This is a genomic window from Halorubrum sp. AD140 (genome assembly GCF_034497445.1).
GTDB lineage: Archaea > Halobacteriota > Halobacteria > Halobacteriales > Haloferacaceae > Halorubrum.
This window is the reverse complement of sequence record NZ_JAXRUU010000041.1, coordinates 17713-30027: the sequence shown is the minus strand read 5'-3', so window position 1 is coordinate 30027 and position 12315 is coordinate 17713. Positions and strand designations below refer to the sequence as shown.

General features: G+C 70.8%; 10 protein-coding genes. 4 read left to right on the top strand and 6 right to left on the bottom strand.

Features of this window, described 5'->3' with window-relative positions:
- Positions 1–146 precede the first annotated feature (146 nt).
- From U4E84_RS11110 to U4E84_RS11095, 4 genes are all read left to right on the top strand, one after another.
- Entirely contained in the window at positions 147–2390 is a 2244-nt protein-coding gene (locus tag U4E84_RS11110; RefSeq protein WP_322532163.1) for a PAS domain S-box protein, read from the top strand.
- Positions 2391–2463: 73 nt separating this feature from the next.
- Positions 2464–2679: a hypothetical protein gene (locus U4E84_RS11105; RefSeq protein ID WP_322532162.1), complete on the top strand. Its 216-nt coding sequence runs from the start codon at positions 2464–2466 to the stop codon at positions 2677–2679.
- 86 nt (positions 2680–2765) lie between these two features.
- Positions 2766–3182 (top strand): hypothetical protein, encoded by a 417-nt coding sequence (locus tag U4E84_RS11100; protein WP_322532161.1) that lies wholly within the window; start codon positions 2766–2768, stop codon positions 3180–3182.
- Positions 3183–3273: 91 nt separating this feature from the next.
- Positions 3274–3873 carry a MogA/MoaB family molybdenum cofactor biosynthesis protein gene (locus tag U4E84_RS11095; RefSeq protein ID WP_322532160.1) on the top strand — a complete coding sequence of 200 codons (600 nt, stop codon included), beginning with the start codon at positions 3274–3276 and terminating at the stop codon, positions 3871–3873.
- Positions 3874–3898: 25 nt separating this feature from the next.
- Here U4E84_RS11095 and trpG read toward each other — a convergent pair whose 3' ends face one another.
- The 6 genes from trpG to U4E84_RS11065 all read right to left on the bottom strand — a co-directional run bounded on the left by trpG (position 3899) and on the right by U4E84_RS11065 (position 11950).
- Positions 3899–4519, bottom strand: coding sequence for an anthranilate synthase component II (trpG, locus tag U4E84_RS11090; protein WP_322532159.1), 621 nt, complete (start codon positions 4517–4519; stop codon positions 3899–3901).
- Complete coding sequence (gene trpE, locus U4E84_RS11085; RefSeq protein WP_322532158.1) at positions 4516–6204, bottom strand: anthranilate synthase component I; 1689 nt, start codon at positions 6202–6204, stop codon at positions 4516–4518. The genes trpG and trpE overlap by 4 nt, the downstream gene beginning before the upstream one ends.
- Entirely contained in the window at positions 6201–6845 is a 645-nt protein-coding gene (locus U4E84_RS11080) for a phosphoribosylanthranilate isomerase (RefSeq protein ID WP_322532157.1), read from the bottom strand. The genes trpE and U4E84_RS11080 overlap by 4 nt, the downstream gene beginning before the upstream one ends.
- Positions 6845–7894: an anthranilate phosphoribosyltransferase gene (trpD, locus tag U4E84_RS11075; protein WP_322532156.1), complete on the bottom strand. Its 1050-nt coding sequence runs from the start codon at positions 7892–7894 to the stop codon at positions 6845–6847. Before trpD ends, U4E84_RS11080 begins: the two co-directional genes overlap by 1 nt.
- Before the next feature lie 118 nt (positions 7895–8012).
- Positions 8013–10451: a DUF2309 domain-containing protein gene (locus tag U4E84_RS11070; RefSeq protein ID WP_322532155.1), complete on the bottom strand. Its 2439-nt coding sequence runs from the start codon at positions 10449–10451 to the stop codon at positions 8013–8015.
- Positions 10448–11950: a proton-conducting transporter membrane subunit gene (locus U4E84_RS11065; protein WP_322532154.1), complete on the bottom strand. Its 1503-nt coding sequence runs from the start codon at positions 11948–11950 to the stop codon at positions 10448–10450. Before U4E84_RS11065 ends, U4E84_RS11070 begins: the two co-directional genes overlap by 4 nt.
- Between the last annotated feature and the right edge of the window lie 365 nt (positions 11951–12315).

Genomic DNA, 12315 nt, shown 5'->3' with positions numbered 1-12315 from the left:
CAGTCCGCGTTCAAGCAACTGATGCGGGAGGGCCGCGACGTGAGCGGCCAGACGGACCTCCTCATGGAGCCCGGCTTCTCCGTCGACGATCTGACGGCGACCACCGAACAGTAGCTTTTCGCCGCTGTGCGTCCTAGCGGTGTCAGATGCCTCCCGAGCCGTCCAGCGACGAGCCGAAAGAGCCCACGAGCGGCTTCTTCGCCTCGTTCGTCCGAGAGTGTTCGGACCCGGTCGTCACGATCGACGGTGACGGGACGATCGTCTACGCGAACCCCGCGGTCGGTACCGTTCTCGGGTACGACCCCGAAGACCTTCGCGGACGGCGGCTCGCGACGCTGATCGCCGCGGACGCCACCGACGAGCGAAAGCGGTCGCTCCGCCGACGTCTCGGAGATCCGGCGGGGATCGACGAGATCGGGAGCGTCGCGTTCCCCGTCGCCCGCGCGGACGGCCGGACAGAGGTGTTCTCGGTCCGGTTTCACCGGCACGCTGCTCCGAATCGGAACTCGGCCGTCTCGGACTCGAACGACGACTCACACGACGCCGACCCCGTCTACACCGGTGTGTTCCGAGACGGCGTCGAGGAGGTTCAAACCCGCGATCTCGACACCTTTCGGAACCTCGTCGAACACGCCGGTCACGCGATCTACGTAACGGACACGGACGGAACCATCCAGTACGTCAATCCGGCGTTCACGGAGCACACCGGCTACGGCGCGGCCGAAGCGATAGGGGAGACGCCGGCGATACTCAACTCCGGCGAGATGCCCGACGAGTACTTCGAGGCGCTGTGGACGACGCTGTCGTCCGGGGAGGTGTGGGAGGAGGAGATCGTCGACCGTAAGCGTGACGGGAGCCTGTATCGCGCCTTCCAGACGATCGCACCGGTGATGGACAACGCCGGGGAGATCACCCGGTTCGTCGCGATCCAGACCGACGTTACGGACCGGAAGGCGGCGACGGCGCGGCTGCGACAGTACGAGCACATCGTCGAGCGACTCGACGATCCGATCATGCTCCAGCGACGCGACGGGACGTTCGAGCTGCTCAATCAGGCGGTTTGCGAGTTCGCCGGCGTCGACCGTCAGACGCTGTTCGGCTCAAACGAGTTCGCGTTCATGGACCCCGAGGCGGCCGCCGAAATCGACGAGCATCGCCGCGAGGTCCTCGAGACGGAGTCCGTCGTCGAGTACGAGATCTCGCCGACGTTCCCGGAAAGCGGACGGGAGGCGACGTTCAGCACACGCCGGTATCCCTACTACGACGCCGAAGGCGATCTGGCCGGGACGTTCGCAATCTGCCGGGACGTCACCGACCAGAAGGAGCACGAACGAGCGCTCGAGCGGTACGAGCGCGCCGTCAACGGGGCGACGGACCTCATCGCCGCGGTCGATCGCGACGGCCGCTACCTGTTCGCGAACCCTCAGTATCGCGAGTATCACGGGATCGACGAGGGGGAGGTCACCGACCTGACCCTCGCGGACGTCGTCCCCGCGGACGGCTACGAACGCGTCGAAAGTCAGGTCGAACAAGCGCTCCGGGGGTCGACCGTCGAGTACCGGACGAGACGGACCCATCCGACGCGAGGTACGCGGACGTTCGACGTCCGGTACTATCCACTCCAGAACCCTGACGGAGCGGAGCCGGCGGGGGTCGTGGGCGTGCTTCGGGACGTGACGGACAGCGAGAACCGAGCGCGACAGCTCCGCGTCGTCGACCGGATCCTCCAGCACAACCTCCGGAACGCGATGACGGTCATCCGCGGGCGCGCAACGTATCTCACCAGTCAACCGCGCGACGGGGATACCGGAGGCGCCACCGCAGACGGCGACCGCGAGGATTCGGTGGCGGCGGCCGATGCCATCGTCTCGCGGGCCGACGACCTGCTGGAGACGAGCGAGAAGGCCCATCATATCACCGAGATCCTGAGCGACGCGCCGAAGACGGAGCCGATCGACGTGGGTCGGATCGCGCGGCAGATCGTCGACGCGGTGGCCGAGGAGTTCCCCGAGGCGACGATCGACGTGGCGACGCCGGCCGACGGGACCGCCATCGCGTCGGCGACGACGTGGCTCTCGCGGGCGGTAGCAGAGCTGGTCCGGAACGCCGTCGTTCACCACGACGGCGACCGTCCCGCGGTCTCGGTGACGGTTCGAGGTACCGCGGACGCGGTCGAGATCCGGGTCGAAGACGACGGCCCCCGGCTGAACGAGATGAACCGCGACGTACTCGTCAACGGGACGGCGATCGACGCGTTGTATCACGGCAGTGGGCTCGGCCTGTGGCTAGTGTACTGGGTGGTCCAGCAGTCGGGCGGTTCCGCCACCGTCGAAGACGCGACGCCTCGCGGCACCGTGGTCACGCTCACCCTGCCACGAAGCGACCGCTGAGGTTCCCTCGCGGTCGTGTCCCGACGACACCTGCCGCGAAACGTTTATCAATAATAATGTTATATGTTACCACATGCCATTTAGAGAGTCGGGTCGTCGACTGCGACTCCGGCGGACGGGCCACGTCCCGCCAGACGCACGGGTCCGTCACTTCGACGAGTTGAACGAGGACGAACAGAACATGGTCAGCGAGCTCGCCGGACGACCGTGGACGGCGCCAGAGACCGGTGATCTCGACGACGGCGACGTGGTGAAGTTCACCGACTACTACCAGATCCGAGCGCGGTGAAGGCGGTTGTCCCCGCATCAGACGGCTGACGCCCAGGCGTTCCCCCGAAGCGAAGTTGTTTTCGCCCGCCGCGAGAACACTGAACCATGGACAGTGGCGGATCTACCGACATGACGCTCGCGTTCGAGCTGGAGGCGCTGAAGGCGCTCGCCGACCCCAACGACGTGTTCAACAGCGCCCGGCAGTGGACGGAGTACGTCGGCGTGGTCAGCGAGAAGCCGACGTACGTCGTCACGAACTTCACCCGCAAACACCGCGTTCGGCAGGACTTCTTCTCGGGGCCGCGCGGCGTCGAGGAGAGCCTGGAGAACATCGCCGGACAGTTCGACACGGACCGGCACGTGTTCGTCGGCGTGGACGACGAGGACGCCGCCGTCGCCGAGCAGACCGGCTGGGAGTTCCTCCACGTCGAGGACGCCGCGGAGGCCGCGGGCTGGGCTCTCGCCGCCGACGAGCCCGAGGAAGAGCCCGAACCGGAGCCGTCTCGCGACGACTGGCCGTAGTTCGTCCGTCGCGGCGCGCTCGCTCGCCGCGGCGGTCTCGCCGGCCGCGCGCTGGAGAGGTATTTTCACCGTCGACGCGGAACGGTGTGCCATGAGCGACGCCAGCGATCGCGAAGTGGGGGACGAGACTGACGACGACCACGACCATCCTCACGACCACCGCGACCACGACCACCACCACCACGACGCGGAAACCGTCGCGGTCGCGGTCGTGACGGTGTCGTCCTCGCGGACGCTCGACGAGGACCCCTCCGGAGACCACGTCGCCGCGGCGTTCGAGGACGCCGGCCACGAGGTCGTCGTTCGCGAGCTCGTCCACGACGAGTACGACAGCGTTCAGGGGACCGTCGACCGGCTGGCCCGCCGCAGGGACACCGACGTCGTCGTGACCACTGGTGGGAGCGGCGTGACGCCGGACGACGTGACCCCGGAGGCGGTCCGGGGGATCTTCGCGAAGACGCTACCCGGGTTCGGCGAGCTGTTCCGCCGGCTCTCGTACGAGGAGATCGGCACGCGGACGATCGGGTCGCGGGCGACCGCGGGGATCGTGGCCGCCACGCCCGTCTTCTGCCTGCCCGGCTCCGAGAACGCGGTCCGGCTCGGCGTCGACGAGATCGTCCTCCCCGAGGTCGGCCACCTCGTCGGGCTCGCGGGGCGGGACGCCGAAGGCGAGTCCGAGGGCGCGGAGTGATAGCCGCCCGCTCGGCCGACCGAACTCAGACCGACGCGAGGAAGTTCCGGATCAGGTCGTGGCCGGCCGCTGTCAGCACGCTCTCGGGGTGGAACTGCACCGCCTCGATCGGGTGCTCGTGGTGGCGGATCCCCATCACGATCTCGTCGCCGTCGTGGTCGGTCGTGGCGGTCACCTCGAAGCAGTCGGGGACCTCGGTGGCGGCCAGCGAGTGATACCGCCCGGCGCGGAACCCCTGGTCGAGCCCGGCGAACACCCCCGCACCGTCGTGGTCGACCGGGAACGCCTTGCCGTGGATCGGCTCGGGCGCGTGACCGACGGTCCCGCCGTACTCGTACACCGCCGCCTCGAGGCCGAGACAGACGCCGAGCGTCGGGACCTCGGGGGAGAGCTCGCGCAACACCTCCGTCGTCACGCCCACGTCGCGCTCGTTCTTCGGGTGGCCGGGACCGGGGCTGATGAGGACCGCGTCCGGGTCCGCGTCCCGGATCTCCGCCAGCGACGCGGTGTTTTTGAACACCGACACGGCGATCGGCACCGCCGCGTCGGTTCCGGCGTCGCCCTCGCCGCCGAGCGTCTGGTCCGAGACGTACTCGACGAGGTTGTACGTGAACGAGTCGAAGTTGTCGACGACGACGACCCTCATTCCTCGACCTCCGCGCCGGCGGGGAGGGGGCCGTCGGCGTTGGACTCGTCGCTGCCTTCCCGGATGCGGTCGATCGCGGTCAACACGCCGTCCATCTTCTGTTCGGTCTCCTCGTACTCGGCGGTCGGGTCGGAGTCCGCGACGAGGCCGGCCCCGGCGCGGACGGTCACCGCGGTCTGGGGCGCGCCCCCGCCGTCGACGCCGTCGGACGCGGGGCAGTCGTCGAGGGTCGCCGTCCGAATCACGATCGCGAAATCGGCGTCGCCGGTCCACGCGTAGTAGCCGACGCCGCCGCCGTACGCCTCCCGCGGAGTCGCTTCGAGGTCCTCGATGATCTCCATCGCGCGCACCTTCGGCGCGCCCGTGAGGGTCCCGGCGGGGAACGTCGCGCGCGTCGCGTCGAAGGCGTCGGCGTCGGCCGCGAGCGTTCCCGTGACGGTCGACTCGATGTGCTGGACGTGGCTGTACTTCAGCACGTTCATGAACTCCTCGACGCGGACCGACCCCGGCTCCGAGACGCGCCGGACGTCGTTTCGCGCGAGGTCGACGAGCATCGTGTGCTCGGCGCGCTCCTTCCCGTCGGCGAGCATCTCGCCGGCGAGCCGGCGGTCCTCGACCGGGCTCGTCCCGCGGGGACAGGTGCCCGCGATCGGGTTCGAGACGATCCGGTCGCCCTGCACCGACACCAGCGTCTCGGGACTCGCGCCGACGATGCTTCGGTCGTCGTGGCGCAGCACGTACATGTACGGCGAGGGGTTCACCTCCCGCAGCGCCGCGTACAGCCCCAGCGAGTCGACCTCGCCGCGGAGCTCGCGGCTCCGCGAGATCACCCCCTGGTAGATGTCGCCGTCGAGGACGTGACGCTTTGCCGTTCGGACCGCCTCCTCGTACGCCTCCTGAGAGCCGGCCGACTCCTCCTCGACGCGGATCCCGTCGGGTTCCGGCGGCGCGGCGGCGCGCAGTTCGGCGCCGACGCGCTCGGCTTCGGCGACGAGGTCGTCGTAGACGGTCGCGGGGTCGTCGTCGACGCCGATCACTGGCGTGAAGACGAGCTCGACCGTTCCCTCCTTCTCGTCGAAGACGACCGTGCGGGTCGTCAGCGCGAACTCGGCGTCGGGGAAGTCGGTCTCGGGCCGCTCGACGCCGACCTCCTCCAACCAGAGGTCGTAGACGGCCTCGTACGCGAGGAAGCCGACGAACCCGCCGGAGAGGATCTGCCGGTCGGTGTTCGGGAACCCGCGCAGGCTCACGTCGGGGAACGCCGCGCGGATCCGGTCGACCGCGTCGCCGGCGGCGGGGCCGAGGTCGCGCTCGGCGCTCGGCTCTCCGTCCGAACCCGCTCCGACGAACTCCGCGGCCGGTCCGAGCCGGGTCACGTCCGTGCGGTCGGGGTGGACCGAGACGATCGCCTCGGGGTCGTAGCCGACGAACGAGTAGCGGGCGTGTCGGTCCGCCTTCCCGCCCGCCCGGAACGCGCCGTCCGGGTCGCTGGAGGCGACCTTCTCGCCGGACTCCAACAGGAACCCGTACGGCCCCTCGCCGACGAGCGTCGCGTACGCCGCGAGCGGCGTCACGTCGGCGTCGAGTCGGGCGGCCGCGCGGACGATCACCGGCCTCTCGGCGTCGGTGGCGAGTTCGACGAACTCGGCCTTCGAGCGGTCCAGCGGGGAGCCCTCGTCGCTCATGCCAGCTCCATCTCCCGACCCGCGTTGGCGACGAAGCGGGCCACCGCGTTGTGGTCTTTCCGCCCCTCCGAGAGCTCGACGCCCGAGGCGACGTCGACGGCGAACGGGTCGGCGACGCGGACCGCCTCGGCGACGGTGTCGGCGGTGAGCCCGCCCGCGAGCACGACCGGCGACGTGAGCCGGGCGGCGAGGTCGCCCGCCTTCTCCCAGTCGTGGGTCTCGCCGGTGCCGCCGGCGCCCGCCTCGTCGGTCGAGTCGACCACGAGCGCGTCGGCGACCGCGTCGAACTCCTCGGCGCGGGCCGGGTCGGCTGCGTCGACCGCGAGCAGCACCTTCCGCTCGGTCTCCGCGCGGATGAACCGGATCTCGTCGGCGGTCCACTCGCCGTGGAGCTGGAGCGCGTCGGGACCGATCGTCCGGACCAGCTCCACCGCGCGCTCGGCCGAGTCGGGCATGGTGACGAGCGTCGCGGTGACGAACGGCGGCACGTCCGCGAGCAGCTCGGCGGCCGTCGCGGGGTCCACCTCCCGCGGGGAGTCGACCGGCACCTCCGAGATCACGCCGACCGCGTCGGCGCCCGCGTCGACCGCCGCCCGGAGGTCCGCGCCGCGCGTGAGCCCGCAGATCTTCACCCGCGCCATCAGTCGTCGTCCTCCGAGCCCGCGGGGGTCTCCGTTTTCGGGGCCTCTCCGTCCCCGCAGAGCGCGGCGAACTTCTCGGCGGCCGCGCCGGAGTCGATCGCCTCGGCCGCGCGCTCGACGCCCGCCGCGAGCGTGTCGGCCTCGCCGGCGACGTAGATCGCCGCCCCGGCGTTCGCCAGGATCAGGTCGCGCTTCGGCCCCGTGACCGAGCCGTCGACGATCCCCCGCAGGTCGGCCGCGTTCTCCTCGGGCGTCCCGCCCGCCACGGCCTCGATGGGTGCGCGGTCGAGTCCCAGCTCCTCCGGCGTGATAGCGAACTCGGTCACCTCGTCGCCCCTGACCTCGGCGGCGACCGTCTCGTCGTGGATCCCGATCTCGTCCATCCCCGCGCCGTGGACGACGAGCGCGTGCTCGACGGGCATGTGCGCGAGCGACCGGGCGATCGTCCCCACGAGCCCGGGGTCGTACACGCCGAGCACCTGGGCGTCGGCGCCGGCGGGGTTGGTGAGCGGGCCGAGCACGTTGAAGATCGTCCGCATCCCGAGCTCCTTGCGCGGGCCGATGACGGCCTTCATCGCCGGGTGGAAGACGGGCGCGAGCATGAACCCGATCCCGTCGGTCTCGATCGCCGCCTCGACCGCCGGCGGCTCCGCCTCGACGTCGGCCCCCGCGACCTCCAAGACGTCTGCGCTCCCCGAGGACGAGGAGACGGAGTAGTTGCCGTGCTTGGCGATCGGAACGCCCGCGCCCGCGGCGACGATCGCGGCCGTCGTCGAGACGTTGATCGTGTCGTAGTCGTCGCCGCCCGTCCCGCAGGTGTCGACGAGGGGCTCGCGGTCCGGCTCGACCGTCCGGGCGGCGTCGCGCATCCCCTGCGCGAATCCGGCGATCTCGGCCTCCGTCTCGCCCTTCGCCCGGAGGGCGGCGAGGAGGGCGCCGATCTGGGCCTCCGTGGCCTCCTCGAAGACGAGCCGCGCGGCCTCGCGCGACTCCTCGACAGTGAGATCCGCCCCGTCCGTCACGCGCTCGACCGTGTCGTTGATATCCATAGTGTTCACCGATGTATTACTTCGCGTTGTAATGTACAAGTCTGTACACCAATTTAACGCTGTCGCCGCGGTGCTATGCGGTCACGCGGAACGCGAGGGAGGGATTCGCGGGAGCGAATCAGTCGTCCGCGACCGCGGGAGCGACCGGCTCCTGCGGCTCGGCGGGCGCTTCCGGCTCGGTCGGCGCCTCCGGGCCCGCCGCGGACGGGTCGGAGGCCGGCGCCCAGGTCAGGTCGCGCTCGTACCGGAACGCGCGGTGCTCCCGCGTCGGGTCGACGACCGTCAGCGACAGCCAGTCGTTGTCCAACAGCTCGGTCACCTCGTCGTGGTCGGCCAGGGCGCCGGTGACGCGCTCGACGGGGGCGTGGAGGACCGTGGAGAGCCGGAGCGGCTGGTGGTACGGCTCGTCGTCGGCGGCCATCAGCGACTGGCGGGGAAGCCCGGTCATCAGGTCGCCGCCGTTACCCTGGTAGACGCCGACGTTGCCGACGGGGTTCTGCGTCACCTTCGACCCGCTCCCGTAGGCCGCGTTGTCGACGGTCGAGAAGTAGTACTGGGCGTTGATCCACTGCGTGACGACCAGCGGCCCCACGAGGATCGCCTCGAGCGCGTCGCCGTCGGGGTCGGTCGACCAGTCGTACGAGTGGAGGAACGCGCGGCCGTCGAGGTCGAGGCCGCTCGTCAGCTCGCGGGGACCGACGACGAAGCCGGCGTTGCCGGCCAGCCCCCACTCGGGGCGTGTCTCGGCCCAGTCGCCGGCGCGGCGCTCCGTCTCGTCGACGCCCGCCGACGCGTCGCCGCCCATCGATTCGGCGCGCTCGGCGGCCGCGCTCTCGCGGGCCGCGTCGAGGTCCGCGCGCAGCCGCGCGAGGTCGTCCGCGTGGCTCTCGGGGACGTCGCCGTAGAGCTCGATCTCGTCGGTCGTCGTGTTGTGCTCGCCGGCGAGGAAGACGGTGTCCTCCGGGAGGTCGAAGCCGCGCTCGCGCAGCGTCGCCCGCACGTCCGGGTCGGCGCAGATCGACGCGAGGACGCGGGCGTTCGGCCCGCCGGGGTTGCCGGCGCACGCGCCGCAGTCCAGGCTGGCGTTGTAGGGGTTGTTGGTCGTCTCGCTGGCGTGCCCGACGAAGGCGACGAGCCGGCCGAACTCCTCCCACCCCATCAGCTCGAAGGCGGTCGCGGCGTACTCGACCTTCTCCTCGCGGGTCATCCCCACGGGGAGGTCGCCCGCGTAGGCGTGCTGGTGGTGGACCGTCTGCTCGCAGAACTCGCGGTCGTCTGGCACCGCGTCGTCTGCGGCCCCCAGCAGGTCGCGGACGCGGCCGGGCACGAGCGTGCGGGCCGCGAGCGCCAGCCCGTAGCCGCTCCCGGCGTTCTCGACGAAGCCGAAGGCGCTGGCGGGGTTCGTCTTCAGCTTCTTGACGACCGCGCCCGCGGCCTCGCGGACGCTCGACCGGCGGTCGCGACGCGCCTTCGCGTCCCGCTCGGTCGGGATCTCGCTGACCCGGTGTTGCGGTTCCACAATCGGCGGGCAGGCGTCGACCGGCGTCTCGGCGTCGTACCCCTGATACTCCATCGGGACGCCGAAGAAGCCGGCGTAGCCGTGGGTCTCGTAGTCGCCCTCGGCCTCGACGTGACGGCGGATCACCTCCGAGCGGGTGTCGATACAGAACACGAGCTGCGCGTCGGGGCGCCCCGACGGCTCGCGCTCGGCCAGCGACCGGCTCTCGGCGGCGACGCGATCGACGACCGCGGAGCGGTAGCTCGCCGCCCACGCGCTCAGGAGCGCCTCCGCGGGCTCGTCGGCCGGCGCGGCGTCGGCGCTCTCGGGGCCGGTGGACGGCTCGATGTCGGCGCCGAACCCGTCGAGCAACGCGAGGCGGACCGCGAGGTAGTCCGCGAGCGCGATCGGGTGTTCCGACTGCCACGCTCCCTCGTCGTCCGCGCGTTGCTTGATGAAGCCGGTCCACCCCGGGAGCGCGGCCAGCTGCTCCTCGAAGACCGGGACCCACTGGCCCTCCGGATACGGCTCCAGGACGGCCTCGATAGCCTCGGTCGGGGTCTCGGGGAGCGACGCGAGAACCCCGTCGTCTGGGACCTCGGCGTCGTACGGGGCCATCTCGCGGAAGGCGGCGTAGAACCCGTCGTCGCGGCCCGGCATCGACCACGCGGCGTGACCCTCGTCGAGGAAGGCCGACAGCCACTTCGTCAGCACGCGGTCGACCCGCTTGGTCCCCTCGTCGGTCGGCGCCGGCTCGACCGCGGTGTCGACGCGCTCGAGCAGCGTCTCCGGGTCGGCCTCGTAGCCGCGGTCGGCGAGCTCCGATTCGAGCAGTTCGCGGTCGATCCGGCCGTCGTCGAGCGCCGCCCGGAACGTCTCCCGGCTCGGGTAGCCGCGGCCGCCCAGCAGGTCGGCCGCCTGCGTCACCGCCTCGCCGAACGGGACGTTCTCGAACCCCGAGAGGGGGTTGGCGGTCACGAACGAGTGGATCGGCCAGACCGACCCGACCGTCGCCGCCGCGTCGTCGATGCCCTCGTGGATGGTGGATTCGGTGCTCATTGGACGCCTCCGTCGTCGTACTCGGTCGCGTTCGTCAGGACGGTGCTCGACGCCGGCTGGCCCGCGTTCAGCAGCGCGGCGTAGAGGCGCCGGCTGCGCTCGTGGACGCCGGCCTCCGTCGCGGCGTACGCGACGAGGAAGGCGACGGCCACGAGGCCGTGGAGGGCCGTTAGCTCGGTCGGAGCGGTGACGACCGGCAGGTCGGCCAACAGCGCCGAGACGCCCCTGTAGACGAAGGCGTACACGGTGACGGCCGGCAGGAAGACCAGCGGGACCGCCCCGTAGCGGACCGTCGTCGGGAGCGACGCGTGCTCGACCGCGCCGCGCGCCGCGTGCAGGGTGGTGAACACCACGAACAGGACGAGCAGGAGGCCGCCGTCGAGGCTCGTCCCCTTCCCCGTCAGGAGCACGAAGACCGCGCCCCCGGCCAGTCCGGTCGCCAGCGTCGCGGCGACGTCGGCGGCGCCGGACCCGTCCGGCTCGTGTCCCGCCTTCTCGCCCGGGCTCGTCCGCTCGACCCGTCCGCCCGCGCCGAGGAACTGGTAGGCCTTGTAGAACCCGTGCAGGACGAGGTGCGTGATCGCGGCTCCGAAGAAGCCGAGCCCTGCCTGCATGATCATGAACCCCATCTGTCCCACCGTCGAGCAGGCGAGCTCGCTCTTGACGTCCGGGCGGACGGACTTGAGGAGCTTCCCGAGGAGCGCGCTCGCCGCGCCGACCGCGACGACTGCGAGCATGAGCGTCGCGTCGACGGTGACGACCGGCGCGAACCGGAGCAGCAGGACGCCGCCCGCGTTGACGAAGCCGGCGTGCATCAGCGCCGACGCCGGGGTGGGGGCGGTCATCGAGGAGAGCAGCCAGCCGTGGAACGGGAGGAGCGCGGACTGGATCATCGCCGCGAGGACGAGCGCGCCGGCGGCGACGAGCCATATCGGTCCGCCGAGTGCCCCGGCGGCCCCGGCGACGCCCGAGATGGTCGTCGCCCCGGTCGCCCACCAGAGTGCCGTCAGCGCGACGCCGAGGAACGCCCCGCTGGCGACGAAGTAGCGCCGAGCGACCGCCGCGGCCGCCCGCGCCTGCTCCCACTCGTCGACGACGCCGATTAGCTCCGCCATCACCAGCCCCATCGTCAGCCACAGCAGTCCGAACAGGGCGAGGTGGTCGGCCGCGACGAGCGCTAACACGACCGTCGAGAAGCCGAACACGGCGAGGAAGAACCGCGTCTCGTGGGCACTTCCCGCCATGTAGCGGCGCGAGTAGCTGAGGACGACGCCGCCGAAGAAGGTGACGACGACCCACAGCAGGACGGTCAGGCCGTCGACGGCGAGCACTCCCGAGAGCTCCGGGGCGAACCCGAGTCGGACTCGGGCGACGAGGGCCGCGACGCTCGCGGCGAACAGCGACCACATGAGCCACGTGAGTGCGACGGGCGCGAGCGGCGCCTCCGCCGCCGCGTCCGGGAGCGCTCCGACCGTCGGTTTCGAGGTAGACCCTTCCATCGTTCAGTCCGTGCGACCGCGTCCGGCGGCCGATCCGAGATCGGCGAACCGGTACTGGTCGTCTTCACTCCGCTTTGAGAACAGATTGCGTATTAAATCTACTTATCTTCACAAATCGTTCGATAGATCCGCATTATAGAACATTATAGTTACTGTCGGGTGGAGAGGGGTCCGACGGGAGACCGGTGGCAACGGGTCCGCGAATGGGTTCCGGACGGCGTCGGACCGAGCGTCGCACTCTCGCCGCCTCGGCTGATCCGCAACTGATCCGCGACCGATCCGCGACCGATCCGCGACCGATCTCGTTCACGGACCGTTCGCGATACGCGTTCAGAAAACCATATCGTTCTCCGATCCGCAGTGTC

Coding starts and splice junctions, on each gene's coding strand:
- U4E84_RS11110 (WP_322532163.1), top strand. CDS start 147: ATGCCTCCCGAGCCGTCCAGCGACGAGCCGAAAGAGCCCACGAGCGGC.
- U4E84_RS11105 (WP_322532162.1), top strand. CDS start 2,464: ATGCCATTTAGAGAGTCGGGTCGTCGACTGCGACTCCGGCGGACGGGC.
- U4E84_RS11100 (WP_322532161.1), top strand. CDS start 2,766: ATGGACAGTGGCGGATCTACCGACATGACGCTCGCGTTCGAGCTGGAG.
- U4E84_RS11095 (WP_322532160.1), top strand. CDS start 3,274: ATGAGCGACGCCAGCGATCGCGAAGTGGGGGACGAGACTGACGACGAC.
- trpG (WP_322532159.1), bottom strand. CDS start 4,519: ATGAGGGTCGTCGTCGTCGACAACTTCGACTCGTTCACGTACAACCTC.
- trpE (WP_322532158.1), bottom strand. CDS start 6,204: ATGAGCGACGAGGGCTCCCCGCTGGACCGCTCGAAGGCCGAGTTCGTC.
- U4E84_RS11080 (WP_322532157.1), bottom strand. CDS start 6,845: ATGGCGCGGGTGAAGATCTGCGGGCTCACGCGCGGCGCGGACCTCCGG.
- trpD (WP_322532156.1), bottom strand. CDS start 7,894: ATGGATATCAACGACACGGTCGAGCGCGTGACGGACGGGGCGGATCTC.
- U4E84_RS11070 (WP_322532155.1), bottom strand. CDS start 10,451: ATGAGCACCGAATCCACCATCCACGAGGGCATCGACGACGCGGCGGCG.
- U4E84_RS11065 (WP_322532154.1), bottom strand. CDS start 11,950: ATGGAAGGGTCTACCTCGAAACCGACGGTCGGAGCGCTCCCGGACGCG.